The organism is Streptomyces sp. NPDC058145 (assembly GCF_042884245.1).
In the GTDB taxonomy this organism is placed as follows: Bacteria; Actinomycetota; Actinomycetes; order Streptomycetales; family Streptomycetaceae; genus Streptomyces.
Window position 1 is genome coordinate 210,021 of the sequence record NZ_JBHVUH010000009.1, and the last position, 25,695, is coordinate 235,715.

Sequence of the window (25,695 nt, forward strand, 5' to 3'; positions counted from 1 at the left end):
CGGACCGGAGCAGGTGCTCAGGCCGCCGCGCTCAGTGTGTCCGCCTGCCGTCGGCGGGCCGCCCGGGCGGCGGGCAGCGCGGTGAGGGCGGCGGCCCCCAGCACGGCGCCCGCGCCCAGCGCGAGCAGCAGGCCGGGCGGGGGCGACTGGGCGATCCCGGCGCCGATGCCACTGGAGTCGCCCTGGGCGTCGATCAGCCGATGCGCCAGCGGCAGCCCCAGTGCCGTACCGGCGACCGCCGCCGCCAGCGCCGTACACGTCGTCGCCGTGACGGTGATCGCGCCGATCTGCCGCGGTGACATGCCGATCGCCCGCAGGGCCAGCACGTCCCGCTCGCCCTCCCGGACGCTGCCGCCGATCGCGGTGAGCAGCTCGACAAGACCGATGAGGGCGAGCACCGCGACCAGCCCGGCGACGACCGCGCGCAGCGGAGACAGACCGTCGGCCGGGTTCGGCACGGCTGCCACGTCCAGGTGGCCGTGCCCGGCCGCGGCGAGGGCGGCCGCGACCCGCTGCGGATCGACGCCGGGGCGCAGCCGGAGCTGGTAGAACACGGGGGACAGCGCGGGGTCGTTCTCGCGCAGGGTGTCCAGGGACGTCGTCACGACCCGGCCGGCGTTCTGCGGTTCGAGGCTGCGGCCCACGATGTGCAGGATCTGCGGCTGCTCGCCCACCGTCATCCGCACCCAGTCACCGACCCGTGCGTGCAGCAGGTCGAGCAGGCCCTGCCCGGCCACCGCCTCGTCCGGTCCGCGCGCGGCCCGGCCCTCGGCGAGCGCGTACGGGTAGGGCCGGTCGTGGGTGCCGAGGCCGCGCAGGGCGATCGTCCCGGTCTGGCCGGGCACCAGCGCGGCCACCTCGACCCCCGGATAGGCGGTGGCCACCCGGCGGTCGGCCGCCAGCACCGCCCGTACGTCCGCGTCGCCCAGGGCGCCGTCCGAACGGACCGCCAGCGCGGCCGGCAGACCCACCCGCTCCGGGCTGGTGTGGAACCGGTCGATGGTCGTCCAGGCGCTGAGCGCCACCACGATCAGCGTCAGCGGCAGCGTCAGCCGGGCCACGCCGGCCAGCGACCGGCCGCGGCCCGCGAACGCCTTGTGGCAGCCGAGGACGAGCGCCGCCGGCAGCCGCAGCCCCAGGGCGCCGCGGGCCAGGCCGGTCAGCCGGCCGCCGGCCGGAGCTGACGGCCGCGGCACCGGCACCGGCGGCACCCGGCCCGCCCGCCAGGCCGCGAGCCCCGTCGTCAGGCCGATGAAGAGCACCGCGCCCACGGGCACCGCGGACAGGGCCACGGTGTGCCCGGGCAGTGTCTGCCACACGCCCACCGCGTCGCCGAGCCGCCCCGGGACCCGGCTGCCGCACCCCTCGGTGAGCGCCGCCGCGGCCACCGCGCCGAGCGCCGCGTACGCCAGGTGCTGCAGCAGGAAGACCCGGACCACCTGCCCGGGCGTGAAGCCGATCGCCTTCAGTACCGAGATGTCCCGCAGATGGCCGCGGATGCGGGTGCTGATCGCCCCGTGCACGGCGAACCCCGCGGCCGCCAGGGCGCCCAGCCCGAACAGGCCGAGCACCTGGCCGAGCAGCCGGTTCTCGCCCTGCGCCGCGGCCCGCGCCTGCTGCCAGGTGGAGACCTCGCCGACCGCCCCCGCACCCAGCACGGTGACGGCGCGCTGCACCGCGTAGTCCGTGTCGGCCGGGTCACCGAGGCGCAGCCCGGTCACCTGGCCGCCGGGGGCGCGGACGACGGACGGCAGGGCCCAGACCAGGCCGGGCTGGGAACCCGGGCTGTAGCCGGGCTCGGCGCTGTCCGCGATGCCGGCCACGGTGAGCGTCCGGGCGGTGCCGGGCAGCGTGAGGGTGTCGCCGGGCTCGGCCAGCAGTGCCCGGGCCAGCCGGCTCTCCAGGACCACGCCGGCCGGCCGCCCGGGGTCCAGCCAGTGGCCCGCGGTGAGCACCGGGCGGCCTACCGAGGGCAGCCGCGAGGTGCCGCGCAGCTCCACGGCGGCCCGGGTGCCGCGGCCGGCGACGGTGGCGGACTCGGTGAGGTAGGGGCCGGCGACGGACTCGACACCGTCCAGCCGGGCGAGCTTGCGGGCGTCCGCCGAGGCGGCGGTGTGGATCCACACATGGGCCCCGTGGGCCTGGGTGAAGGTCCGCTGCCAGGGGTTGGTGGCGTAGCCGAACAGGGCGGCGGCCAGCAGCAGGGAGGCGACGATGCCCGCGGTGGCGAGCGTGATGAAAAGCGCCTCGCCGCGGTGCGTGCGCAGATCGGAGTGAGCCCAGCGCAGGGTGGCTCGCACGGCTCAGTCCCCGGTCCCGTGGCCGCAGGGCCGGTGGGCCGTCAGTCGGTGCGCCGTCGGTCCGTGGGCCGTCAGTCGGTGCGCCGTCGGTCCGTGCGCCATCAGTCCCTCAGCTCCAGCACGCTCGCCGTCCCGGACTTCCTGGGCGGGGCAGCGTCCAGGACGGCGTCGTCGGCGATCCGGCCGTCGAAGAAGCTGATCACGCGGTCGGCGGCGCTGGCCAGCCGGGCGTCGTGGGTGACCAGGACGATGCTCTGCCCGCGTCCGTGGAAGCGGGACAGCAGCCGCATCACCTCGCGGGTGCCCTTGCTGTCCAGACTGCCGGCGGGCTCGTCGGCCAGCAGCAGCGGCGGATGGTTGACCAGGGCGCGGGCGAGCGCGACCCGCTGCTGCTCACCGCCGGACAGCTCGCCGGGCATGCTGCGCTCCTTGCCCGTGAGGCCCAGCTCGGCGAGGAGCTCCTCGCGCTCGGCCCGGGCCCGCTTCGGGGGCACGCCGGCGAGCAGGGCGGGCAGCTCGACGTTGTCCGCGACCGACAGGTTCGACACCAGGTTGAAGAACTGGAAGACGATCCCGATGGCCTTGCGGCGCTCCACCGCCCAGCGCGCCTCGCTGAAGGAGTCCGTGCACCGGCCGTCGAGCCAGATGCTCCCCTCGTCCGGCCACTGCAGCCCGCCGAGCAGGTGCAGCAGCGTCGACTTGCCGGCTCCGGACGGTCCGGTGATCGCCACGAACTCGCCGCGCGCCACGCTCAGGCCGACCCCGCGCACGGCATGCGCGGGCGCGCCCTCGCCGTGGTGGGTCTTCAGCAGTCCCTCGGCGCGCAGCAGCGGAACGGAGCCGTCGCTCACTCCAGTTCCTCCAGTTCCTCCTGGCACCGCTCCAGCCAGTCGAGGTCGGCCTGCAGATGCAGCATCGCGCCCTCTATGAGCAGCTGGGCGATTCGGTTGTCCCGGCTCTCGGCCGCGGCCAGTTTCGACAGATCGCGCATGGTGTTGAGGTACTGGCGCCGCTGCCTGTTGATGAGTGCGATCTGGTCGGCGAGACCGGTCTGCGGGGCCAGCGCGAGCTTCATGAAGAACTCGTCCCGTACCCGCGGCTCGTCCTCGGTCTCCTCGAACCAGGCGTGCAGCGCCTCCCGCCCGGCGTCGGTGAGGTGGTAGACCTTCTTGTTGGGCCGGCTCGACTGCTCGACGTCCTCGCCCTCGATCAGTCCCGACTTCTCGAGGCGGCCGAGGGTCACGTAGATCTGGCCGACGTTCGGCTGAGGGTACGCGGAGCCCAGCAGTTGCTCAAGGCCCTGCTTCAGCTCGTAACCGTGGGCGGGGCCACGCGCGAGGATTCCCAGGAGGGGCAGGCGCACTCGTGCTCTCCTCCTAGTCCGCGCAATGTGCTCCAGGCCCTAGTATCGCCCATACCTAACAGGTATACATGGCCTCTGACTCCCGGGCGAGGGTGCCCGGAGCCGGGTGTACGTGTTCAGGGAGGAACCTATGCGGTGGATGCGCGCCGCCGGTAGGGGGCTCCTCGTTCTCGCCGTGGTCCTGTCCGGGTACGTGGCCTCCGGCGCCCGGACCGGCGAAGCCGGCACCGGCGGGCGCGGACCGCTCACCCTGGCCACCGCCGGCGACCTGACCAGCTACCTCGGCCCGCTCCTGCGGGGCTGGAACCGCACCCACCCCGGCGAGAAGGTGACCCTCGTCGAACTGCCGGACTCGGCCGACGAGACGCACGCGCAGATGACCACCGACCTGCGCGGCGGCGACCGGGGCCGGTTCGACGTCCTGAACATCGACGTCAACTGGACCGCGGAGTTCGCCGCGGCGGGCTGGATCCGCCCGCTGCCCGGCGACCGCTTCCCGCTCGGCAGCTTCCTGAAGCCGGTGGTGAGAACGGCACGGTACGACGGGCGGCTGTACGCCGTCCCGTACGTCACCAACGCCGGGCTGCTGCTGTACCGCAAGGACGTCCTCGCCAAGGCCGGGGTGCCGCCGCCACGCACCTGGGCCGAGCTGGAGCGCGACGCGAAGACCATCGCGCCCAGGTACGGGCTGGACGGCTACGCGGGCCAGTTCCTGCCCTACGAGGGCCTCACGGTCAACGCGGCCGAGGCGGTGTACTCGGCGGGCGGCACCATCCTCGGCGACGAGGGCACCCGCGTCACCGTGGACTCCGACGCCGCCCGCGAGGGCATCGGCTTCCTCGCCCGCGGCCTGCGTGAGGGCTGGATCCCCAAGGCGGCGCTGACGTACAAGGAGGAGGAGTCCAAGCAGGCCTTCCGGGACGGCCGGCTGCTCTTCCTGCGCAACTGGCCCTACGCCTACGCGGCCGCCTCGGCCAGGGGTTCCAAGGTCGCCGGCCGGGTCGGCGCGGTACCGCTGCCCGGACCCGACGGGCCGGGCAAGAGCGTCCTCGGCGGGTCCGACCTGGCCGTCAACACCCATGCCAGGCATCCGGACTCGGCCGCTCGCCTGATCGCCTACCTCACGAGCGAGCGCGTCCAGCGCCAGGTGCTGACGCGGGGCGCGCTGCCTCCCGTGCGCGCCGCCCTCTACGACGATCCCGCCCTGATCGCGCGGTTCCCCTATCTGCCGACCCTGCGCGCCGCCGTCATGACGGCCGAGCCGCGCCCCACGAGCCCGCACTACGACCAGGTCAGCCTGGTGGTCCAGGCCGTCGTGCACGACGCGCTGACCGGGCGGCAGACGCCCTCGGCCGCCGTACGCCGACTGGCGCGGGAACTCGACGCCGTCGCCGGCCGCTAGTCGCACGCTAGTTACTTGTTAGGTAACGCCAGCGTCTCAACTGTGCTCAGGATGCCCGAATAGATGCCTGTTTGCGCACTCAACTCCTCGGTAGCTTCCGTTCTTTTCATTGACACCCTCACGACACGCCTACCTAACATGCATGCATAACTGCTGCCCTTCACAGAGACAGGCCCCAGGGTTGAACAGGCATCATTGGTGGCGTGACGCGGTGATCTACCAGGTCTACGTCCGCAGCTTCCTCGACAGCACCGGCGACGGCATCGGCGATCTGGCCGGCGTCCGCGCCGGACTGCCGTACCTGAAGAAGCTCGGCGTCGACGGGATCTGGCTGAGCCCGTTCTACCCCTCGCCCCAGCACGACCACGGCTACGACGTCGCCGACTACCGCGACGTCGACCCGCTCTTCGGCGACCTCGCCGAGTTCGACCTGCTGATGACGGCCGCCCGGCGGCTCGGGATCAGGGTCCTGCTGGACATCGTCCCGAACCACTGCTCCAGCGAGCACCCGTGGTTCCGCGAGGCGCTCGCCTCCCCGCCCGGCAGCCCGGCCCGCGCCCGCTTCCACTTCGCCGACGGGCGCGGCCCCGACGGCGGCGAACCGCCCAACAACTGGCACGCCATGTTCGGCGGCCCGGCCTGGACCCGGGTCACCGAGGCGGACGGCCGGCCCGGCCAGTGGTACCTGCACATGTTCACGCCCGAACAGCCCGACTGGAACTGGCGCAACCCCGAGACACCCGCGGAGTTCGACCGCGTCCTGCGCTTCTGGCTCGACCGCGGTGTGGACGGCTTCCGCATCGACGTCGCCGCCGGACTGTTCAAGCACCCCGAACTGCCCGACTCGGACGACCCGGAGGCCGACGCCCGCACCCGCGACTCGGTCAACCCGCTGGCCTGGAACCAGCCCGAGGTGCACGACGTGTGGCGGCAGTGGCGGGCCACCTGCGAGGAGTACACCGCCCGTGACGGCCGCGAGCGCCTGCTGGTCGGCGAGGTCTCCGTGCCCACGGCCCGCGAACACGCCCAGTACGTCCGCCCCGACGAACTCCACCAGGCGTTCTTCTTCGACCTGCTCGGCGCCCCGTGGGACGCCGACGCCTTCCGCAAGGTCGTCTCCGAGGCCATGCAGGACATCGCCGGCACCGGCTCGACCGTCACCTGGGTCCTCAACAACCACGACCAGGTGCGCACCGTCACCCGCTACGGCGAACCGGCCACCGGGGGCAGCGGCCTCGGCCCCGCCCGCGCCCGCGCCGCCGCGCTGCTGATGCTGGCCCTGCCCGGCGCCACGTACATCTACCAGGGCGAGGAACTCGGCCTGCCCGAGGTCGTGGATCTGCCCGACGACGTGCTCACCGACCCGATCTTCCGCCGTACCGGAAGCCGGGCCCGCATCCGCGACGGCTGCCGGGTGCCCCTGCCGTGGTCCGGTCAGGCCTCCCCGTTCGGCTTCACCTCCGGCGCGGAGAGCGCCAAGCCCTGGCTGCCGCAGCCGGAGTACTTCGCCGAGTACGCCACCGACCGCGCCCTCGCCGACACCCGCTCCTTCTGGCACCTGTACCGCGACGGCCTGCAACTGCGATCCTCACTGCCCCAGTTGGGTGAGGGCACGCTGCGCTGGCTGGACACCCCGCCCGGCGTCCTCGGCTTCGTCCGCGGCGACGGCCTGGTCTGCGCCGTCAACTTCACCACCTCTCCCACACCCGCACCGGCCTCCGGCACGCCGCTGCTGTCCAGCGGCCCCTGCCCGGCCGGGGTGCTGCCCGGCTCGACGGCCGCCTGGTGGCTCACCGACCTCTGACCTCCTCCCACTCCACGTCAACTCCCACCCTCCCGAAGGGACATCAACGATGATGCGACGACGTACCACCCTGCTCACCGGCTGCACCGCCCTGGCCCTGGCGCTCGGCGCGACCGCCTGCGGCGGCGGCCCCGTCTCGGCCGGCGGCGGCGACAAGGCGCTCAGCGGCCAGACGGTCACCGTGGCCGGTGTCTGGTCCGGCAGCGAACAGAAGAACTTCCAGAAGGTGCTGGACGCCTTCACCGCGAAGACCGGCGCCAAGACCCAGTTCGTCTCCACCGGCGACAACGTCTCCACGGTTGTCGGCAGCAAGATCGAGGGCGGCAACGCGCCCGACGTGGTGATGGTCCCGCAGGTCGGCGTGCTCCAGCAGTTCGCGAAGAAGGGCTGGCTCAAGCCGCTGTCCGCCACCACCGGCAAGTCCGTGGACGCGGGCTACGCGCCCGTGTGGAAGAAGTACGGCAGCGTCGACGGCACCCTCTACGGCCTCTACTTCAAGGCCGCCCACAAGTCGACCGTCTGGTACAGCCCCGACGCCCTCGCCCAGGCGGGGGTGAAGCCGCCGAAGTCGTACGACGAGATGCTCAAGGCCGGGCACACCGTCTCCGACTCCGGGCTCGCCGCCTTCGCCGTCGCCGGGCAGGACGGCTGGACCCTCACCGACTGGTTCGAGAACATCTACCTCTCCCAGGCCGGTCCCGAGAAGTACGACGCCCTCGCCGCGCACAAGCTGAAGTGGACGGACGCCTCAGTCGTCGAGGCGCTCGGCACCCTCGGCAAGCTGTTCAAGGACAAGCAGCTCATCGCGGGCGGCCAGAAGGGCGCCCTCAACACCGACTTCCCGGGCTCGGTGGAGAAGGTGTTCGGACCCAAGCCGCAGGCCGGCCTGGTCTACGAGGGCGACTTCGTCGCCGGCGTCGCCCATGACCAGTTCCAGCGGAGTATCGGCAAGGACGCGGACTTCTTCCCGTTCCCGGCGGTCGGCGGCGGCAAGGCGCCGGTGGTCAGCGGCGGTGACGCGGCCGTCGTCCTCAAGGACGGCAAGAACGCGAAGGCCGGCATGAAGCTCCTGGAGTACCTGGCGACCCCCGAGGCGGCGGCCGTGTGGGCGAAGGCGGGCGGCTTCCTGTCCCCGAACAAGAAGCTCGGCCTCGCCTCCTACGGCGACGACGTCACCCGCGCCACCGCCAAGTCCCTCGTCGGCGCCGGTGACTCGGTCCGCTTCGACATGTCCGACCAGGCACCGGCGGCGTTCGGCGGCACCAAGGGCACCGGCGAGTGGAAGCTCCTGCAGGACTTCCTGCGCGACCCGTCCGACCCGAAGGGGACCGCGGCGAAGCTCGAGGCCGCCGCGGCCAAGGCCTACCAGGACTGACGGGACCGATGACCGCCACCACGCTCGTGTCCAAGGAGGCGGCCCCGCGCGCCGCCGGCGCGGCCCGGGGGCGCCGCAGCCGGCGGCGCGCCCGGACCGTCGCCCTGCTCTTCGTCTTCCCCGCCCTGCTCCTGCTCGGCGCGCTCGTCGTCTACCCGGTGCTGTTCTCCGTCGGCCGCAGCTTCTTCGACGCCTCCGGCACCCGGTTCGTCGGCGGCGGCAACTACGCCGAGATGTTCCGCGACCCGGCGACGCTGAAGGCCATCCGCAACACCACCATCTGGGTGGTCGTCGCCCCGGCCCTGCTCACCGGCCTCGGTCTGATCCTGGCCGTCCTGGTGGAGAAGGTCCGCTGGGCGACGGCGTTCAAACTGCTGCTGTTCATGCCGATGGCGGTCTCCTTCCTCGCCGCCGGCATCATCTTCCGGCTCGCCTACGACGAGGACCCGGACAAGGGCGTCCTCGACGCCGCCGTGGTCTCCGTGCACGACGCCTTCGAGGGGACCTCGTCGTATCCGACGGCACGGGGCCGTGAGGGGCTGCTGGACCAGGGCCGCGACGGGTCCTACCTCAGCCACGCGGCCGCCTCGCCGGGCGACTCGGTCACGTTGCCCCTGGTCGGCGTGCTGCCGGGGGACCTGCCGCGGGACGCCTCGCCCGCCCGGCCGGCGGCGCGGCGCGGGGCCGGCGCCGGTGAACTGCGCGGCGTCGTGTACCTGGACTTCACGCCCGGCGGGGGAGGGAAGCAGGGCCGGGTCGACCCGGAGGAGAGCGGCCTGCCCGGCATGAAGGTCGAGGCGCTGCGCGACGGCAGGACGGTCGCGAGCACCACGTCCGCCTCCGACGGCTCCTTCCGCTTCACCGGACTCCACGAGGGCTCGTACACGGTGAAGCTGCCCGCGTCCAACTTCGCGCCGCCCTACCAGGGTGTCTCCTGGCTCGGCCCGACGCTCGTCACCCCGGCGATCATCGGCGCCTACCTGTGGATCTGGACCGGCTTCGCGATGGTGCTGATCGGCGCGGGTCTGTCGAGCCTGCCCCGGGACGCGCTGGAGGCGGCGCGGATGGACGGCGCGAACGAGTGGCAGATCTTCCGCCGCATCACCGTGCCGTTGCTCGCCCCCGTGCTGACGGTCGTCTTCGTCACCCTCGTGATCAACGTGATGAAGGTGTTCGACCTCGTCTACGTCATCGCGCCGGGACCGGTGCAGGAGGACGCCACCGTGCTCGCGACCCAGATGTGGCTCGTGTCGTTCGGCGGCGGCAACAACCAGGGACTCGGCAGCGCCCTCGGTGTGCTGCTGCTCGTGCTGGTGATCCCCGCGATGGTCTTCAACGTCCGCCGCTTCCGAAGGAGTCAGCGATGAACGCGGTCAGGCGCGGCCTGGGCAACGGCCTGGTCCAGGCGTTCCTCGTGGTGATCGGCCTGGTCTGGGTGACCCCGCTCGCGGGACTGTTCCTGTCCTCCCTGCGCTCGGCCCAGGACACGGCGAAGGGCGGCTGGTGGACGGCGCTGGCCAGTCCGGGGCAGCTGTCCTTCGACAACTACTCGGCGCTGCTGAAGAACGCCGGCATCACCCAGGCCTTCTGGAACACCGTGCTGATCTCGGTGCCGACGACCGTCCTGGTCGTCGGCATCGCGGCCCTCGCCGGATACGCCTTCGCCTGGCTGGACTTCCCACTGCGGGAGCCGCTGTTCCTGCTGGTGGTGGCCCTGCTGGTGGTGCCGGTGCAGATCGGCCTGCTGCCGGTGGCCAAACTCTTCGGCCAGTTGGGCCTGTTCGGCACGATCCCCGGCGTGGTCCTCTTCCACGTCGCCTACGGCCTGCCCTTCGCGGTGTTCCTCCTGCGCAACTACTTCGCGGAGATGCCGAAGGAGATGCTGGAGGCGGCGCGGATGGACGGCGGCAGCGAGTGGCGGATCTTCACCCGCCTGGTCCTGCCGGTGGGGCGTCCCGCCATCGCCTCGCTCGCCATCTTCCAGTTCCTGTGGGTCTGGAACGACATGCTGGTCGCGCTCCTCTTCGCCGACAGCTCCTCCCAGCCCCTGACCGTGCAACTCCAGTCCCAGATACGCCAGTTCGGCAGCAACATCGACGTCCTGGCCCCGGGCGCCTTCCTCTCCCTGATAGTCCCCGTGATCGTCTTCTTCGCCTTCCAGCGCCACTTCGTCCAGGGCGTGATGGCGGGCTCGGTCAAGTGACCCCTCCTGACGGGGGACAGCGGAGGCGGCCGGCGACCCGGCCGCCTCCGCGTCAGGCGTAGGTCCAGCGCCAGGCGCTCCCGCTGTAGGAACACCTGATCCGCGTACCGCCCGCGGTGGTGGTCGCCGCTCCATGGTCGCTGTTGCGGCAGAACTGGCCCGCCGAGTAGCAGTTGCCCGCGTTGGACGTGATGGAGCACGTGCCGCCGCCGCTGTCGTCGGTGCGGACGCTGCCGGACGAGCCGGAGGTGCCGGAGGCGCGCTTGGTCACGGTGACCGTGGGCCCCGGCTTGCGGACGGTCCTCGTCTTCGTGACCGTCGGCGCGGGCTCCGGCTCGGCGGTCTCGGTGACCGTCGCGGTCACGGACACGGTCACCGTGGGCCGGGGCGCCGGCGTGGACGCTCCGGCCGCCGTGTCGTGCGCGGACCCGCAGCCGACCGCGCCTGCCGCGAGCAGGGCGACGCAGGCGGCCCACAGCCGCGTGCGCCGGTACGGCGGCCGTATGCCGGCCGGTCCTCTGTCCGTCATGTGACGCGCCCTCACCCGTGGAAGGTGATGTAGCCGTTGCCGTCGCGGTCGTTGGCGGACTTGGTGTAGGCGTGGGTGTCCGCGTGGGCGCCGGAAGACTTGTACAGGCGGATGGTGTCCTTGTCGTTGTTCCAGATGAAGTTGCAGTTCTGGCGGTAGACGACGTTATTGGCGTCCGAGTCGGTGCCGCGGCCCCCGCGCAGCTTCACGTAGTCACCGGGCTCGAGGTAGTGGTTCTTGGAGAAGGTGAACTTGTTGCTGCTGGTGCTGTCCCTGACCACGTAACCCTTGAGGTTCACGGTCGCGGTGCGCGAGTAGTTCTTGATCGTCACGTACTCGCTCTTGGTGTTGCCGGAGGTGCAGCTGTTGGAGTCCCGCCCCGGAGCGTCGTACTGGACGCCCTTGATCTTCAGGGCGGAGGAGTACTCGGCGGCCTGGGCCGGGGCCGCGACGGTGACGGCGAGCGCTCCGGCCGTGACGGTTGCGGCCAGCGCGAAACGTATACGCATGAGGTCCCCCCTCAATTGTGCGAGTGATGCGGCCAGGAGCCTACACAAAAGATGAGGGCTACATGTACGTTCGGTGCGGGAAGTGTGAAGAATCTGGCTGAGGGGGAGTCACCGAGCGCCAACGCGAAGGGGGCGGCGGGGAGTTGAATCCTCCCTGCCGCCCCCGTCCGTCACGGAGAGGCGAGCCTCACGGTGACGCCGGTGGATACAGCGACCGCGGCAACCGAGAGGCCGCCGCGGAGTCCAGGAGCCACAGCGTCCGCGAGCGGCCGCGGGCGCCCGCCGCCGGCGCCTGTATCTCGCCGGCGCCCGACAGGGCGATGGCCACGGCCTGGGCCTTGTCCTCGCCGGCCGCGAGCAGCCAGACCTCGCGGGCCGAGCGGATCGCCGGCAGGGTCAGCGAGACCCGGGTCGGCGGCGGCTTGGGCGCACCGTGCACGCCGACCACCGTGCGCTCCGTCTCGCGGACCGCGGGCAACTCCGGGAAGAGCGAGGCCACATGGGTGTCCGGTCCGACGCCCAGCATCAGCACGTCGAAGGACGGCACCGGGCCATGGTTCTCCGGCCCGGCCGCCTTGGCCAGTTCCGCCGCGTAGGCCTCCGCCGCCGCCTCCACGTCCGTACCGTGGGGACCGTCGGACGCGGGCATGGCGTGCACGCGCTCCGGGTCCAGCGGCACCGCGTCCAGCAGCGCCTCGCGGGCCTGTGTGACATTGCGCTCCGGGTCGCCCTCGGGCAGGTAGCGCTCGTCGCCCCACCACAGGTCGAGGCGGCCCCAGTCGATGGCGTCCCGGGCCGGTGCCGCCGCCAGCGCGGCCAGCAGGCCGTTGCCGTTGCGGCCGCCGGTGAGGACCACGGACGCGGTGCCCCGGGAGGCCTGCGCGTCCACGATCCGCGTGATCAGGCGGGCCGCGGCCGCCTGCGCCATCAGTTCCTTGTCGTGGTGCACGACCAGCTGCGGAGTGCTCACTTCGCCGCCGCCTTCTTCGCCGGGGCCTTCTTGGCCGCCGCCTTCTTCGCGGGCGCCTTCGCGGCCTCCTCCACCGGTTCGGCGACCGCGGCCGGCTCCGCCCGGGCGGGCTCCGGCACGGTGTTCAGCCGCTCCACGCCGTAAGCCAGCGCCGAGGCGTAGGTGTCGTCCGGGTCGAGCCGGCGCAGCTCCTCCGCGATCAGCTCGGCGGTGTCCCGCCGCTTCAGCGCCACCGCGCGGGCCGGCTGGCCCTCGATGGACAGGGTGGCCAGCGAGCCGTCCGCCCGGTCCAGGGTGATGGGACCCTCACTGGTGTCCATCCGCACGGCCGTCAGCCCAGGCCCCGCGGACAGGGAGCGCCGGACGGGAACGTCCAGCCGGTCCGCGAGCCACATCGCCAGCAGCTCACAGCTCGGGTTGAACTCCTCGCCCTCCACCTCGACGGCCTTCACCTCGCACACCACCTGGTCCAGGGCCGCCGCGAGCATCGAGCGCCACGGCGTGATCCGGGTCCAGGACAGATCGGTGTCGCCGGGTGCGTAGGCCTCGGCGCGGGCGGACAGCTCCCGTACCGGCTGCTCGGCGGCATAGGTGTCGGTCACCCGGCGCTGGGCCAGCGCGCCCAGCGGGTCGTTGGCCGGGTCCAGCGGCGCGTACACCGGCCACCAGACGACCACCGGGGCGTCCGGCAGCAGCAGCGGCAGCACCACCGAGTCGGCCTGTTCGGACACCTCGCCGTACAGCCGCAGGACGACCGTCTCGCCGGTGCCCGCCTCCGCGCCCACCCGTACCTCGGCGTCGAGCCGGGAGGACGTGCGGTCGCGCGGGGAGCGGGAGACCCGCTTGATGACCACCAGCGTGCGCGAGGGGTGCTCGCGCGAGGCGTCGTTGGCGGCCTTCAGGGCGTCGTAGGCGTTCTCCTCGTCGGTGACGATGACCAGGGTCAGAACCATGCCGACGGCGGGGGTGCCGATGGCACGGCGGCCCCGGACGAGCGCCTTGTTGATCGCGCCGGCGGTGGTGCCGGTCAGGTCTATCTTCATGGCCGGCGCCAGCTCCGTCCGTCTCGTGCCAGCATCTCGTCCGCCTCGACGGGACCCCAGGTGCCCGACTTGTACTGCGCGGGCCTGCCGTGCCGGTCCCAGTACTCCTCGATCGGGTCGAGGATCTGCCAGGACAGCTCGACCTCCTCCGTGCGCGGGAACAGGTTGGCGTCGCCGAGCAGCACGTCCAGGATGAGCCGCTCGTACGCCTCCGGGCTGGATTCCGTGAACGACTCGCCGTAGGCGAAGTCCATGGACACGTCCCGGATCTCCATCGAGGTGCCCGGCACCTTGGAGCCGAAGCGGACCGTGATGCCCTCGTCCGGCTGCACCCGGATGACGACCGCGTTCGAGCCCAGCTCCTCCGTCGCCGTGTGGTCGAAGGGGGAGTGCGGGGCCCGCTGGAAGACCACCGCGATCTCGGTGACCCGGCGGCCGAGGCGCTTGCCGGTGCGCAGGTAGAAGGGGACACCCGCCCAGCGGCGGTTGTCTATGCCCAGCTTGATCGCGGCGAAGGTGTCGGTCTTCGACTTGGCGTCGATGCCGTCCTCTTCGAGGTACCCGATGACCTTCTCGCCGCCCTGCCAGCCCGCCGCGTACTGCCCGCGCACGGTGCTGCGGCCCAGGTCCTTCGGCAGCCGCACGGCACCGAGCACCTTGGTCTTCTCCGCCGCCAGCGCGTCCGCGTCGAAGGAGGCGGGCTCCTCCATGGCCGTGAGGGCCATGAGCTGCAGCAGGTGGTTCTGGATGACGTCACGGGCGGCGCCGATGCCGTCGTAGTAGCCGGCGCGGCCGCCGACGCCGATGTCCTCCGCCATGGTGATCTGCACGTGGTCCACGAAGGACCGGTTCCAGATCGGCTCGAACATCGTGTTGGCGAAACGCAGCGCCAGGATGTTCTGGACCGTCTCCTTGCCGAGATAGTGGTCGATCCGGAACACCTGGTCCGGCTCGAACACCTCGTGCACGACCTTGTTCAGCTCCTCGGCCGACCTGAGGTCGTGGCCGAAGGGCTTCTCGATGACCGCGCGCCGCCAGGAACCCGAGGACTGGTCGGTCAGACCGTGCTTCTTCAGCTGCTGGATGACCACCGGGAAGGAACGCGGCGGCACCGACAGGTAGAAGGCGAAGTTGCCGCCCGTCCCCTGGGCCTTGTCCAGCTCCTCGATGGTGCCGCGCAGCCGCTCGAAGGCGTCGTCGTCGTCGAAGGTGCCCTGGACGAAACGCATCCCCTGGATGAGCTGCTGCCAGACCTCCTCACGGAAAGGGGTCCGGGAGTGCTCCTTGACGGCGTCGTGGACCTCGGCGGCGAAGTCCTCGTGCGCCCACTCCCGCCGGGCGAAGCCGACCAGCGAGAAGCCCGGCGGCAGCAGACCCCGGTTGGCGAGGTCGTACACCGCGGGCATCAGCTTCTTGCGGGACAGGTCGCCCGTGACGCCGAAGATCACCAGGCCCGACGGCCCCGCGATGCGCGGGAGCCGTCGGTCGGCGGGGTCACGAAGCGGGTTCGCTCCGGAACCGGGAAGGCGTGACAACTCAGCCCTCCGAGGGGGCGAGGCGCTCGAGCTCCGCCTGGGTCGACTTCAGCAGGTCGTTCCAGGACGCCTCGAACTTGTCCACGCCCTCGTCCTCCAGCACCCGCACGACGTCGTCGTACGGGACCCCGAGCCGCTCCAGCGCGTCCAGGTGGGCGCGCGCCTGCTCGTAGGTGCCGGCGACGGCGTCGCCACGGATCTCGCCGTGATCCTCGACGGCCTCCAGCGTGGCCTCCGGCATGGTGTTGACCGTGTTCGGCGCGACCAGGTCGGTGACGTACATCGTGTCCTGGTACGCCGGGTCCTTCACGCCGGTCGACGCCCACAGCGGACGCTGCCGGTTGGCGCCGGCGTTCTCCAGCGCGCTCCAGCGCTCGGAGTCGAACACCTCCTCGTACGCCTGGTAGGCGAGCCGGGCGTTGGCGACGGCGGCCTTGCCGCGCAGCGCCTTGGCCTCGTCGGTGCCGAGGGCGTCCAGGCGCTTGTCGATCTCGGTGTCCACGCGGGACACGAAGAACGACGCCACGGAGTGGATCTTCGACAGGTCCAGGCCGCGCTCCTTGGCCGTCTCCAGGCCGGAGAGGTACGCGTCCATGACCTTGCGGTAGCGCTCCAGCGAGAAGATCAGCGTGACGTTCACGCTGATGCCGTTGCCGATCGTCTCGGTGATCGCCGGCAGACCCGCCTCGGTGGCCGGGATCTTGATCAGCGTGTTGGGGCGGTCCACCAGCCAGGCGAGCTGCCTGGCCTCGGCGGCGGTCGCCTTGGCGTTGTGCGCCAGGCGCGGGTCGACCTCGATCGAGACCCGGCCGTCCTGGCCGTTCGTGGCCTCGAAGACCGGGTGCAGGATGTCGGCGGCGTCGCGGACGTCCGCCGTGGTGATCATGCGGATGGCCTCTTCGACGGTGACCCTGCGGGCGGCGAGGTCCGACAGCTGCTGGTCGTAGCCGTCCCCCTGCGAGATCGCCTTCTGGAAGATCGTCGGGTTGGTGGTGACGCCCACGACGTGCTGCTGGTCGATCAACTCGGCGAGGTTGCCGGACGTGATCCGCTTGCGCGACAGGTCGTCCAGCCAGATCGCCACGCCCTCCTCGGAGAGGCGCTTCAGTGCGTCTGTCATGGAATTACATCTCCTACGTGTCGTATATGAGCGTCAGCGCTGGGCGGCGGCCAGGGATTCCCGGGCCTTGGCGGCCACGTTCTCGGCGGTGAAGCCGAACTCGCGGAAGAGCACCTTGCCGTCGGCGGAAGCACCGAAGTGCTCCAGCGAAACGATGCGGCCGGCGTCCCCGACGTACTTGTGCCAGGTCAGGCCGATGCCCGCCTCCACGGCGACACGGGCCTTGACGGACGGCGGCAGCACGGAGTCCCGGTACCCCTGGTCCTGCTCCTCGAACCACTCCACGGACGGCATGGACACGACCCGGGTGGGCACGCCCTCGGCCTGCAGCTGCTCACGGGCCTCGACGGCCACGTGGACCTCGGAACCGGTGGCGATCAGGACGACCTGCGGCTCGCCGCCGTCGGCCTCCATCAGGACGTAACCGCCGCGTGCGGCCTCGTCGTTGGGTTCGTAGATCGGCACGCCCTGCCGGGTCAGCACCAGACCGTGCGGCCGGCCCTTGCCGAACTCCTTGGTGTAGCGCTTGAGGATCTCGCGCCAGGCGATCGCGGTCTCGTTGGCGTCCGCGGGGCGGACGACGTTCAGGCCCGGGATCGCGCGCAGCGAGGCCAGGTGCTCGACCGGCTGGTGGGTGGGGCCGTCCTCGCCGAGGCCGATGGAGTCGTGCGTCCACACGTACGTCACCGGCAGGTGCATCAGGGCCGACAGACGCACCGCGTTGCGCATGTAGTCGGAGAACACCAGGAAGGTGCCGCCGTAGACGCGGGTGTTGCCGTGCAGGGTGATGCCGTTCATCTCCGCGGCCATGGAGTGCTCGCGGATGCCGAAGTGGATCGTGCGGCCGTACGGGTTCGCCTCCGGCAGCGGGTTGCCGGCCGGCAGGAAGGAGCTGTCCTTGTCGATGGTCGTGTTGTTCGACCCGGCGAGGTCGGCGGAACCGCCCCACAGCTCCGGGATCACCGCACCGAGGGCCTGCAGCACCTTGCCGGACGCGGCACGCGTCGCGACGCCCTTGCCCGGCTCGAACACCGGGAGCTTCTCCTCCCAGCCGGCCGGCAGCTCGCCCTTGCTGATGCGGTCGAAGTCGGCGGCGCGCTCGGTGTTGCCGTCACGCCAGAGCTGCAGCGACTTCTCCCACTCGGCCTTCGCCTGCGCGCCTCGCTCCAGCGCCCTGCGGGTGTGCGCGAGGACCTCGTCCGCGACCTCGAAGCTCCGCTCCGGGTCGAAGCCGAGGACGCGCTTCGTCGCCGCGACCTCGTCGTCGCCGAGCGCCGAACCGTGGGCGGCCTCGGTGTTCTGCGCGTTCGGGGCCGGCCAGGCGATGATCGAGCGCATCGCGATGAAGGACGGCCGGTCCGTGACCTGCTTCGCGGCCTCGATGGCATCGTAGATCGCGTGCGGGTCGAGGTCGCCGTCCGGCTTCGGGGCGACCCGCTGCACGTGCCAGCCGTAGGCCTCGTACCGCTTGGCGGTGTCCTCGGAGACGGCGGTCTCGGTGTCGCCCTCGATCGAGATGTGGTTGTCGTCCCACAGCAGGATCAGGTTGCCGAGCTTCTGGTGACCGGCCAGCGAGGACGCCTCGGCGGAGATGCCCTCCTGGAGGCAGCCGTCACCGGCGATGCAGTAGACGAAGTGGTCGAAGGGCGACTCGCCCTGCGCGGCCTCCGGGTCGAAGAGACCGCGCTCGTAGCGGGCGGCCATCGCCATGCCCACCGCGTTGGCCACACCCTGGCCCAGCGGGCCGGTCGTGGTCTCCACGCCCTTGGTGTGTCCGTACTCCGGGTGGCCCGGGGTCTTCGAACCCCAGGTACGGAAGGACTCCAGGTCATCGAGCTCCAGGCCGAAGCCGGCCAGGTAGAGCTGCGTGTAGAGGGTCAGGGACGAGTGGCCGGCGGACAGCACGAAGCGGTCGCGGCCGACCCACTCCGGGTCGGCCGGGTCGTGCCGCATCACCTTCTGGAAGAGGGTGTATGCGGCCGGGGCCAGGCTCATCGCCGTACCGGGATGGCCGTTGCCGACCTTCTGTACGGCGTCGGCGGCCAGGACTCGGGCGGTGTCCACGGCCCGCTGGTCCAGCTCGGTCCACTCAAGGTCTGTGGTGGTCGGCTTGGTGCTCACCCTGGGTCAGGGCTCCTCTCCACATGTCGGTCGCCGGCCCTGGGGGCATGCCCCCTCCCGGCCGCCGGTGTGCACTGCCTGCCCACCGGCCGCCACGAGCCTACCCCCGTAAGGACGTGCGTTTTTTCGAGTCATTACAGACTGCCGGGACTCTTGGACATCCGCCTCCCGACCGGCCGACAGCGCATTTGGCAGATGAATACGGAGCCGCTCATCCGACTGCTCAATCGAGCCCCACCACACCTCGGACGCGCGGCCCGCCAACACGACCCCACCCCCGCGAAGGCCGGGGTATGGGCAACGTCTAAAGTGGCGTGGTACGCGCGAGCCTCTACCCGGCCTTCACGAGAAGGGCTCGCTGGGATGTTCTCTGTCAGGGGTGTGCGTGACGGCCGTCGAATCCCGTCCTGGGGGCACCTCCCAGGCCCTTCCGGCGCTGGGGGAGGGTGTGGTTCGTGATGCGAGCCAAAGCCCGGTTCACCGGCCGTTCGGGGCCCGTGTCAAGGCGTTCGTGGCGCTGACCAAGCCGCGGATCATCGAGCTGCTGCTCATCACCACCGTTCCGGTGATGTTCCTGGCCCAGCAGGGCGTGCCCGACCTGAAGCTGGTCCTGCTCACCTGCGTCGGCGGCTACCTCTCCGCGGGCGGCGCCAACGCGCTCAACATGTACATCGACCGGGACATCGACGCCCTGATGGACCGCACCTCGCAGCGGCCGCTGGTGACCGGCATGGTCAGCCCGCTCGAGTGCCTGGTCTTCGGCATCACCCTGGCCGTCGTCTCGACGCTGCTGTTCGGGCTCACCGTCAACTGGCTGTCCGCCTGGCTGTCACTCGGAGCGCTCCTCTTCTACGTCGTCGTCTACACGATGATCCTGAAGCGGCGCACCTCGCAGAACATCGTCTGGGGCGGCATCGCCGGCTGTCTGCCGGTGCTGATCGGCTGGTCCTCGGTGACGAACTCGATGTCCTGGGCGCCGGTCGTCCTCTTCCTCGTCATGTTCTTCTGGACGCCGCCGCACTACTGGCCGCTGTCGATGAAGGTCAAGGAGGACTACGCGCGCGTGGGCGTGCCGATGCTCCCGGTCATCGCCTCCAACAAGGTGGTCGCCCGGCAGATCGTCATCTACAGCTGGGTGATGGTCGTCGTCTCCCTGCTGCTCACCCCCCTCGGCTACACCGGCTGGTTCTACACGGCGGTCGCCCTGGCGGCCGGCGGCTTCTGGCTGTGGGAGGCGCACGGGCTGCAGAACCGGGCGAAGGCCGAGGCCACGGGCGTGAAGCTCAAGGAGATGCGGCTGTTCCACTGGTCCATCACGTATGTCTCCATCCTCTTCGTCGCGGTCGCCGTCGACCCGTTCCTGCGCTGACCCGCGCCGGGCGTACGTCACAGGGCCCTGCTCTCGCCAGTCGATCTACCCGTGAGTAGCATCCTGTTCATGGCAGACACGCAGCAGGTTGACCCCAAGGACGAGCGCAGGGCGGCGAAGCTGGCCCGGCGGATCGGCGCCTTCTCCAAGGCCCACGGCGGCGCCGAGGGCCAGGTGGCCCACATCGGCGAGCGCGGCGCCCGCATCGTGCTCGTCGGCGAGGACGGCGGCTGGGGCGACCTGGTGGCGCCCAGCACCGCCATCGCCGAGCAGGCCGTCGAGAAGGCCGGCATCACCGTCCACGAGTCCTTCGACGGCGAGTTCGCGGCGAAGGTGACCACCGGTCGCTACGAGTGGAGCCGGATGGCCGGCATCCAGGTGGGCGGCCCGAGCAACGGCTGACGCCTGGGGCCTCCAGTTCGAAGGACACTGAGGCAACACCGGATCCCGGGTTCACCCGTTAGGCCCTGCAAGAAGCGCAGCGCCTCGGGGAGCCCGCATGATCGAAACGCCGTCCCTCGTGGACCAGTACTGTCACGGCGTGCTGCGCACCGAGCTGGGCCTCGGCACCTTCGAGGCCCGGCTCGCGCGGACCGAGGGACCGCCCGCGCCGGGCACCACCCTCTTCGACACCCAGACCGGCTTCGCCGTACGCCGCTGGTGCCCGCCCCTGCTCGGCCTGGAGCCGCACTGCCCGCCCGCCCGGTATCTGGCCCGGCGCCGGGAACTGGGCGTGCTGGAGGCGGGCCGCCGGCTGCTGCGGGGCAGCGGGATCACCACCTACCTGGTCGACACGGGCCTGCCCGGCGACCTCACGGGCCCGGCGGAGCTGGCGTCCGCGGGCGACGCCGAGGCTCACGAGATCGTCCGTCTGGAACTCCTCGCCGAACAGGTCGCGGACACCTCGGGCACCGTCGAGTGCTTCCTCGCCAACCTCGCCGAGTCGGTGCACGGGGCCGCCGCCCAGGCGGTCGCCTTCACCTCCGTCGCCGGTCTCAGACACGGCCTGGCCCTCGCCCCCGAGCCGCCCGGCCCGGGCGAGGTGCGGGGCGCGGCGGGCCGCTGGCTGGCCGGACGACGGGTGGGCGGGCCGCTGACCGACCCGGTGCTGCTGCGGCACCTGCTGTGGATCGCGGTCGCCTCGGGCCGGCCCCTCCAGCTCCACGCCGGGCTCGGCGAGCCCGGCTCGCGCATCGACCGCACCGACCCGGTGCTGCTCACCGACTTCGTGCGCGCCACGGCCGGGCTCGGCACCGACCTGATCCTGCTGCACGGCTACCCGTACCATCGCCACGCCGCCCACCTCGCCGGGGTCTTCCCGCACGTGTACGCCGACTCGGGCGCGGCCCTCGTGCGCACCGGCGCCCGTGCGGTCACGGTCCTCGCGGAGATCCTCGAGCTGGCACCCTTCGGCAAGATCCTCTTCTCCAGCGGCGCCCACGGCCTGCCCGAGCTGCATGTCGTCGGCGCCCTGCTGTTCCGTGAGGCCCTGGACCGGGTGCTGGGCACCTGGGTCGCCGAGGACGCGTGGTCCCTGGACGACGCCCAGCGGGTGGCCCGGATGGTCGCGGCGGACAACGCGCGGCGGGTCTACGCGCTGGACTGAGGGGTGTGCGGCGGCGCGGGCCCCGTACAGACTGCTGCCATGCCGACCGAAGCGCTCCTCGCCCGCCTCCTGCACGACCTCGCACCGCTGCGGCCGCTGGCCCTCTGGGCGCACGGCTCCCTGGCCGGCGGCGACTACCAGGAGGGCCGCAGCGACCTCGACCTGATCGCGGTGCTCCCGGGCCCGATCACCCTGGCCACCGTAGGCGGGGTGATCCGGACGCATCGCCGGCTGCGCACCGAACCGCTCGCGGCCGGGCTGCACTGCACCTACCTCACCCCGGCCGCCTCGGCGGACCCCGGCCGGTCCCACCTGACCTGGGCGCACGGCCATGTGATGCGCCGGCCGGTCACCCCCGTGACCCGGCGCGAACTGCACGACTTCGGCCGGGTACTGCACGGCGAGCCGCCGGCCGGACTGCTGCCGCCGATGCCGGACAGGCAGCTGAAGGAGTTCGTCGTACGGGACCAGCGAGATTACTGGCGGCCCGCGGTGGACCGTGCCCGGCTGTGGCGGCAGGACGTCTGGGTGGACCTCGGCCTGCTCACCTTCGCCCGCGCCACCGTCACCCTGCGCGACGGACGGCTGATCCCGAAGCGGGAGGCACTGGCCGAACTGACGGCCCTGGGCGCGCCCGCCGAGGTCGTCGAGGACATCACCCGCCGGCGCTACGGCGCTCCCGCCCCGCGGGACGAGGCCTGGCTCGCCCACCGTGCCGAGCTGACCCGGGCCTACCTGGGGCCGGCGATCGACGCGCTGGTCACCGCGTACGGGTGACTCACGCGCGCGTGCCCACCGCCACCTCGGCCGAGGGGCCGGGCAGGTCGAGGGCGGCCCCGGGGCGCTCCCTGAGCGACAGCAGCACCCGCAGCACCCCGATCCACACCAGACACGAGCCGAGCATGTGCAGGCCGACGAGAACCTCGGGCAGGTGCGTGAAGTACTGCACGTAGCCGATGACACCCTGTCCGAGCAGGATCAGGAACAGCTCCCGGGTACGGGCCAGGGGGCCGCCGGGCGCGTCCACCGCCTTCAGCACGAACCACAGCGCGAACGTCAGCGTCACCACGATCCACGCGAGCACCGCGTGCAGCTTGGAGACCGTCTCCCAGTCGATCGGGATCCGCTCGACCTTCGAGGAGTCACCCGCGTGCGGACCGGCCCCGGTCACCACCGTGCCGACCGCGATGAGCAGCACGGACGCGACCACCAGGAACCACACCAACTGCTGCACCGCCTTGCCGACCAGCGGACGCGGCGCCCCGTCGCCCTCGCGGGTGCGCTGCCACATCACCGTGGCGATGGCGATCAGCGCCGAGGAGAGCAGGAAGTGCGCGGCGACCGTGTACGGGTTCAGGCCGACCAGGACGACGATGCCGCCGAGCACCGCGTTGCCCATGACCACCCAGAACTGCGCCCAGCCCAGCCGGGTCAGGCTCCGCCGCCGCGGCTTCTCGGCACGCGCGGCGATGATCGCCCAGCCCACGGCCGCGCACAGTACGTACGTCAGCATGCGGTTGCCGAACTCGATGACCCCGTGGAAGCCCATGGCCCGGGTGGTGGTCAGCGAGTCGTCGGTGCAGGTCGGCCAGGTCGGGCAGCCGAGGCCCGAGCCGGTGAGGCGGACCGCGCCGCCGGTGACCACGATGATCACCGACATGACGAGCGCGGCGAGCGCCGCCCGCCGGACGGTCCGGGGATCCGGGGTCCAGCGGTCGGCGATGAAGGCGAGCGGGTTGCGCAGCGCAGCGGTGGCGTCGGCACGGGTCAGCTTTGGCACGTGCACCATGGTAGGCCGCCGCTTGTGCACACTTTCACGAGGGTCGGTCGCGGCCTCACTCCCAGCGGAAGAACTTCCCCGCCGCGGCCAGTCCCAGGACCGCCCACACCGCGAGGATCCCCAGGTCGCCCCAGGGCACCCCGGCCCCGTGCCGGAGCACGTCCCGCAGGCCGTCGGAGAGCGCCGAGATCGGCAGCAGTCCGAGCACGTGCTGACCGGCCGGGCCGAACTTCTCCAGCGGGACGACGACCCCGCCGCCGACGAGCAGCAGCAGGAAGACCAGGTTGGCGGCGGCCAGCGTGGCCTCGGCCTTCAGCGTGCCCGCCATCAGCAGGCCGAGCCCGGAGAAGGCGGCCGTGCCGAGGACCAGCAGGAGCAGCACGGCGAAGGGGTTGCCGTGCGGGGACCAGCCGAGGGCGAACGCGATCACGGTCAGCAGGATCACCTGGAGGATCTCCGTGACCAGCACCGACGCCGTCTTCGCGGCCATCAGGCCCCAGCGGGGCAGCGGGGAGGAGGCCAGCCGCTTGAGCACCCCGTAGCGGCGCTCGAAGCCGGTCGCGATGGCCTGCCCGGTGAACGCCGTGGACATCACGGCGAGGGCGAGGACGCCGGGCGTGAGGAAGTCCACGGCCTCGCCCTTGCCGGTGTCCACGATGTCCACGGAGCTGAAGAGCACCAGCAGCAGGGTCGGGATCACGACCGTCAGCAGCAGTTGCTCGCCGTTGCGCAGCAGCATCCGCGTCTCCAGCGCCGCCTGCGCCGCGATCATGCGGGGGAGGGGCGCCGCGCCCGGCTTGGGGGTGTAGGTACCCGACGCGGTGGTCATGAACGCAGCTCCTTGCCCGTGATCTCCAAAAAGACGTCCTCGAGGGTGTGCTGCTCCACCGAGATCCGGTCCGGCATCACCCCGTGCTGGGCGCACCACGAGGTCACCGTGGCCAGCAGTTGCGGGTTCACCTTGCCAGCGACCCGGTAGGCGCCCGGGGTCAGCTCGGCGGCCGTGCAGTCGGCGGGCAGCGCCTTCAGCAGCGAGGCCACGTCGAGGCCGGGGCGGCCGGTGAAGCGCAGGGTGTTCTCGGCGCCGCCCTTGCACAGCTCCTCCGGGGAGCCCTGGGCGATGACCCGGCCGCCGTCGATGATCGCCACGTCGTCGGCGAGTTGCTCGGCCTCTTCCATGTAGTGGGTGGTGAGGATCACCGAGACGCCGTCGGCGCGCAGGTCCCGCACCAGGTCCCAGGTGGCCCGGCGGGCCTGCGGGTCGAGGCCCGCGGTCGGCTCGTCCAGGAACACCAGCTCCGGGCGCCCGACCACGGCCATGGCGAGCGCGAGCCGCTGCTGCTGGCCGCCGGACAGCCGCCGGTAGGAGGTCCGGCCGCAGGAGCCGAGCCCGAGGCGCTCGATCAGCGCGTCCACGTCCAGCGGGTGCGCGTGCAGCTTGGCGACGTGCCGCAGCATCTCGTCGGCCCGGGCACCGGAGTACACGCCGCCGGACTGGAGCATCACGCCGATCCGGGGACGCAGCTCGGCGGACTGCCGTACCGGGTCGAGGCCCAGGACGCGCACCGTGCCGGAATCCGGCTTCCGGTACCCCTCGCAGGTCTCGACCGTGGTCGTCTTCCCCGCCCCGTTGGGGCCGAGTACGGCGGTCACTCCCGCCCGGGCCGCCAGGTCCAGCCCGCTCACCGCGGTCTTCGTGCCGTACCGCTTCACCAAGGCCTGGACCTGGACCACGGGCTCACTTCGCATGAACCCAGAGTCTAGGGACGCCGCCGGGCGTTCAGACGCGGGGGTGCTGGAACTCCTCCTCACGGGGCCGGTGCACGGGGAGCCACCGCTGCGCGTAGGCCACCGCGTCCGCCACCGGGAACAGGCGTGCGTCGGCCGCGCCCACCTTCCCGCGGACGACGGGCCGGTCCCGTTCGAAGTCGTGGCCCAGTTCGTCGAAGCGGTCCGAGGTGATCGACACCTCGGTCACCGTCTCCCAGCCGCCGCCCGGCGCCGGCCGGCCGACGCTCACCAGCGGCGACGGTATGCGGTACTCGGCCAGGTGGAAGCCGGTGCAGGCGTCGTAGCCCGCGCCGAGCAGCAGCACCCGGGCGCCGAGCCGCTCCAGCCGGGCCAGCGGGCTGTGCTCGCCGAGCCGGCAGTCGCGGGCGTGGCCGTCGACGATGCCGGCCGCGCGGGGGCCGAGGGCCGCGAAGGAGGTCTGCGGATGCGCGCTGCGCCGAGCGCCCGGCCAGGTCCGCACGGTCTCGGGTATCACGCCGACCCCGCGCGAGGGGGTGGTCGCGGGGTCGTACGGGGGCATGGTGGCGCGGATGCGGTCCCACCACTCCTGGGGCACCGGAGGGTTCCCCCACACCGCCGGGTCGGACTGGTCACCGGACTGGGTGGGGACGACGAGCGTGCCGGACGGGCCGAGCGCGTCGAGGAGCGCCTGGACGACGGCGACGGCGCCTCCGTTCACCCAGCCGAGGGAACTCAGCGAGGAGTGCGCCAGCAGGGTCTCGCCGCTCTCGACACCCAGTCGGCGCAGCTCCTCGGCCATGCTGTCCCGGGTGAGAAGAGGGCCGGTCGGAGGGGGTGTCGGCATGGTCCCGGAGTCTCCCCCACCAGGGCGTGCGGCGCCAGCGAATTGCCTGGCAGGGGCGGCCGGGATGATC

General features: G+C 72.0%; 23 protein-coding genes. 9 read left to right on the forward strand and 14 right to left on the reverse strand.

Annotated elements, in window-relative coordinates; translation table 11 throughout:
- Positions 1-17 precede the first annotated feature (17 nt).
- The 3 genes from ACFVVO_RS21895 to ACFVVO_RS21905 all read right to left on the reverse strand — a co-directional run bounded on the left by ACFVVO_RS21895 (position 18) and on the right by ACFVVO_RS21905 (position 3,663).
- The gene (locus ACFVVO_RS21895; RefSeq protein ID WP_390057196.1) at positions 18-2,300 is read right to left on the reverse strand and encodes an FtsX-like permease family protein; all 2,283 of its coding nucleotides are present in this window, start codon (positions 2,298-2,300) and stop codon (positions 18-20) included.
- Positions 2,301-2,401: 101 nt separating this feature from the next.
- On the reverse strand, positions 2,402-3,151 hold the full coding sequence (locus ACFVVO_RS21900; protein ID WP_390057198.1) for an ABC transporter ATP-binding protein: 750 nt from the start codon (positions 3,149-3,151) through the stop codon (positions 2,402-2,404).
- Positions 3,148-3,663 carry a PadR family transcriptional regulator gene (locus ACFVVO_RS21905; protein WP_390057200.1) on the reverse strand — a complete coding sequence of 172 codons (516 nt, stop codon included), beginning with the start codon at positions 3,661-3,663 and terminating at the stop codon, positions 3,148-3,150. Before ACFVVO_RS21905 ends, ACFVVO_RS21900 begins: the two co-directional genes overlap by 4 nt.
- Before the next feature lie 130 nt (positions 3,664-3,793).
- On the opposite strand from ACFVVO_RS21905, the gene ACFVVO_RS21910 reads away from it, so the two are divergent.
- From ACFVVO_RS21910 to ACFVVO_RS21930, 5 genes are all read left to right on the forward strand, one after another.
- Positions 3,794-5,065 carry an ABC transporter substrate-binding protein gene (locus tag ACFVVO_RS21910; protein ID WP_390057202.1) on the forward strand — a complete coding sequence of 424 codons (1,272 nt, stop codon included), beginning with the start codon at positions 3,794-3,796 and terminating at the stop codon, positions 5,063-5,065.
- 142 nt (positions 5,066-5,207) lie between these two features.
- The gene (locus tag ACFVVO_RS21915) at positions 5,208-6,869 is read left to right on the forward strand and encodes a glycoside hydrolase family 13 protein (protein WP_390057203.1); all 1,662 of its coding nucleotides are present in this window, start codon (positions 5,208-5,210) and stop codon (positions 6,867-6,869) included.
- A 49-nt stretch (positions 6,870-6,918) separates the two neighbouring features.
- Positions 6,919-8,244: an ABC transporter substrate-binding protein gene (locus ACFVVO_RS21920; RefSeq protein ID WP_390057205.1), complete on the forward strand. Its 1,326-nt coding sequence runs from the start codon at positions 6,919-6,921 to the stop codon at positions 8,242-8,244.
- Between the two features lie 8 nt (positions 8,245-8,252).
- On the forward strand, positions 8,253-9,611 hold the full coding sequence (locus tag ACFVVO_RS21925; protein WP_390057207.1) for an ABC transporter permease subunit: 1,359 nt from the start codon (positions 8,253-8,255) through the stop codon (positions 9,609-9,611).
- A complete protein-coding gene (locus tag ACFVVO_RS21930) occupies positions 9,608-10,447 on the forward strand; it encodes a carbohydrate ABC transporter permease (RefSeq protein ID WP_390057209.1) in 840 nt (279 codons plus the stop codon). Before ACFVVO_RS21925 ends, ACFVVO_RS21930 begins: the two co-directional genes overlap by 4 nt.
- A gap of 52 nt (positions 10,448-10,499) precedes the next feature.
- Here ACFVVO_RS21930 and ACFVVO_RS21935 read toward each other — a convergent pair whose 3' ends face one another.
- The 7 genes from ACFVVO_RS21935 to tkt all read right to left on the reverse strand — a co-directional run bounded on the left by ACFVVO_RS21935 (position 10,500) and on the right by tkt (position 18,274).
- A complete protein-coding gene (locus tag ACFVVO_RS21935) occupies positions 10,500-10,976 on the reverse strand; it encodes a hypothetical protein (protein ID WP_390057211.1) in 477 nt (158 codons plus the stop codon).
- An 11-nt stretch (positions 10,977-10,987) separates the two neighbouring features.
- Positions 10,988-11,485 carry a lamin tail domain-containing protein gene (locus tag ACFVVO_RS21940; RefSeq protein WP_390057213.1) on the reverse strand — a complete coding sequence of 166 codons (498 nt, stop codon included), beginning with the start codon at positions 11,483-11,485 and terminating at the stop codon, positions 10,988-10,990.
- 187 nt (positions 11,486-11,672) lie between these two features.
- Positions 11,673-12,455 carry a 6-phosphogluconolactonase gene (pgl, locus tag ACFVVO_RS21945; RefSeq protein WP_390057215.1) on the reverse strand — a complete coding sequence of 261 codons (783 nt, stop codon included), beginning with the start codon at positions 12,453-12,455 and terminating at the stop codon, positions 11,673-11,675.
- The gene (opcA, locus tag ACFVVO_RS21950) at positions 12,452-13,498 is read right to left on the reverse strand and encodes a glucose-6-phosphate dehydrogenase assembly protein OpcA (RefSeq protein WP_390057217.1); all 1,047 of its coding nucleotides are present in this window, start codon (positions 13,496-13,498) and stop codon (positions 12,452-12,454) included. The genes pgl and opcA overlap by 4 nt, the downstream gene beginning before the upstream one ends.
- Positions 13,495-15,033, reverse strand: coding sequence for a glucose-6-phosphate dehydrogenase (zwf, locus tag ACFVVO_RS21955; RefSeq protein WP_390057219.1), 1,539 nt, complete (start codon positions 15,031-15,033; stop codon positions 13,495-13,497). Before zwf ends, opcA begins: the two co-directional genes overlap by 4 nt.
- A gap of 1 nt (position 15,034) precedes the next feature.
- Positions 15,035-16,153: a transaldolase gene (gene tal / locus ACFVVO_RS21960; RefSeq protein WP_390057221.1), complete on the reverse strand. Its 1,119-nt coding sequence runs from the start codon at positions 16,151-16,153 to the stop codon at positions 15,035-15,037.
- A gap of 33 nt (positions 16,154-16,186) precedes the next feature.
- Positions 16,187-18,274 (reverse strand): transketolase, encoded by a 2,088-nt coding sequence (tkt, locus tag ACFVVO_RS21965; protein ID WP_390057223.1) that lies wholly within the window; start codon positions 18,272-18,274, stop codon positions 16,187-16,189.
- 379 nt (positions 18,275-18,653) lie between these two features.
- On the opposite strand from tkt, the gene ACFVVO_RS21970 reads away from it, so the two are divergent.
- From ACFVVO_RS21970 to ACFVVO_RS21985, 4 genes are all read left to right on the forward strand, one after another.
- A complete protein-coding gene (locus tag ACFVVO_RS21970; protein WP_390057225.1) occupies positions 18,654-19,643 on the forward strand; it encodes a heme o synthase in 990 nt (329 codons plus the stop codon).
- 69 nt (positions 19,644-19,712) lie between these two features.
- Positions 19,713-20,045 carry a hypothetical protein gene (locus tag ACFVVO_RS21975; RefSeq protein WP_390057227.1) on the forward strand — a complete coding sequence of 111 codons (333 nt, stop codon included), beginning with the start codon at positions 19,713-19,715 and terminating at the stop codon, positions 20,043-20,045.
- Between the two features lie 97 nt (positions 20,046-20,142).
- Positions 20,143-21,249: an amidohydrolase family protein gene (locus ACFVVO_RS21980; protein WP_390057228.1), complete on the forward strand. Its 1,107-nt coding sequence runs from the start codon at positions 20,143-20,145 to the stop codon at positions 21,247-21,249.
- A 39-nt stretch (positions 21,250-21,288) separates the two neighbouring features.
- Positions 21,289-22,026, forward strand: coding sequence for a nucleotidyltransferase (locus ACFVVO_RS21985; RefSeq protein ID WP_390057230.1), 738 nt, complete (start codon positions 21,289-21,291; stop codon positions 22,024-22,026).
- Position 22,027: 1 nt separating this feature from the next.
- Here ACFVVO_RS21985 and ACFVVO_RS21990 read toward each other — a convergent pair whose 3' ends face one another.
- Genes ACFVVO_RS21990 through ACFVVO_RS22005 form a run of 4 tightly spaced genes read right to left on the reverse strand, consistent with a single transcriptional unit; the run spans position 22,028 to position 25,625 of the window.
- Complete coding sequence (locus ACFVVO_RS21990; protein ID WP_390057232.1) at positions 22,028-23,038, reverse strand: heme A synthase; 1,011 nt, start codon at positions 23,036-23,038, stop codon at positions 22,028-22,030.
- A gap of 46 nt (positions 23,039-23,084) precedes the next feature.
- On the reverse strand, positions 23,085-23,858 hold the full coding sequence (locus tag ACFVVO_RS21995; RefSeq protein WP_390057234.1) for an ABC transporter permease: 774 nt from the start codon (positions 23,856-23,858) through the stop codon (positions 23,085-23,087).
- Entirely contained in the window at positions 23,855-24,778 is a 924-nt protein-coding gene (locus tag ACFVVO_RS22000) for an ABC transporter ATP-binding protein (RefSeq protein ID WP_390057235.1), read from the reverse strand. The genes ACFVVO_RS21995 and ACFVVO_RS22000 overlap by 4 nt, the downstream gene beginning before the upstream one ends.
- Positions 24,779-24,809: 31 nt before the next feature.
- Positions 24,810-25,625: an aminoglycoside N(3)-acetyltransferase gene (locus ACFVVO_RS22005; RefSeq protein WP_390057237.1), complete on the reverse strand. Its 816-nt coding sequence runs from the start codon at positions 25,623-25,625 to the stop codon at positions 24,810-24,812.
- Positions 25,626-25,695: the final 70 nt, after the last annotated feature.

Coding starts and splice junctions, on each gene's coding strand:
- ACFVVO_RS21910 (WP_390057202.1), top strand. CDS start 3,794: ATGCGGTGGATGCGCGCCGCCGGTAGGGGGCTCCTCGTTCTCGCCGTG.
- ACFVVO_RS21915 (WP_390057203.1), top strand. CDS start 5,208: ATGCATAACTGCTGCCCTTCACAGAGACAGGCCCCAGGGTTGAACAGG.
- ACFVVO_RS21920 (WP_390057205.1), top strand. CDS start 6,919: ATGATGCGACGACGTACCACCCTGCTCACCGGCTGCACCGCCCTGGCC.
- ACFVVO_RS21925 (WP_390057207.1), top strand. CDS start 8,253: ATGACCGCCACCACGCTCGTGTCCAAGGAGGCGGCCCCGCGCGCCGCC.
- ACFVVO_RS21930 (WP_390057209.1), top strand. CDS start 9,608: ATGAACGCGGTCAGGCGCGGCCTGGGCAACGGCCTGGTCCAGGCGTTC.
- ACFVVO_RS21935 (WP_390057211.1), bottom strand. CDS start 10,976: ATGACGGACAGAGGACCGGCCGGCATACGGCCGCCGTACCGGCGCACG.
- ACFVVO_RS21940 (WP_390057213.1), bottom strand. CDS start 11,485: ATGCGTATACGTTTCGCGCTGGCCGCAACCGTCACGGCCGGAGCGCTC.
- opcA (WP_390057217.1), bottom strand. CDS start 13,498: ATGAAGATAGACCTGACCGGCACCACCGCCGGCGCGATCAACAAGGCG.
- tal (WP_390057221.1), bottom strand. CDS start 16,153: ATGACAGACGCACTGAAGCGCCTCTCCGAGGAGGGCGTGGCGATCTGG.
- ACFVVO_RS21975 (WP_390057227.1), top strand. CDS start 19,713: ATGGCAGACACGCAGCAGGTTGACCCCAAGGACGAGCGCAGGGCGGCG.
- ACFVVO_RS21980 (WP_390057228.1), top strand. CDS start 20,143: ATGATCGAAACGCCGTCCCTCGTGGACCAGTACTGTCACGGCGTGCTG.
- ACFVVO_RS21985 (WP_390057230.1), top strand. CDS start 21,289: ATGCCGACCGAAGCGCTCCTCGCCCGCCTCCTGCACGACCTCGCACCG.
- ACFVVO_RS21990 (WP_390057232.1), bottom strand. CDS start 23,038: ATGGTGCACGTGCCAAAGCTGACCCGTGCCGACGCCACCGCTGCGCTG.
- ACFVVO_RS21995 (WP_390057234.1), bottom strand. CDS start 23,858: ATGACCACCGCGTCGGGTACCTACACCCCCAAGCCGGGCGCGGCGCCC.
- ACFVVO_RS22000 (WP_390057235.1), bottom strand. CDS start 24,778: ATGCGAAGTGAGCCCGTGGTCCAGGTCCAGGCCTTGGTGAAGCGGTAC.
- ACFVVO_RS22005 (WP_390057237.1), bottom strand. CDS start 25,625: ATGCCGACACCCCCTCCGACCGGCCCTCTTCTCACCCGGGACAGCATG.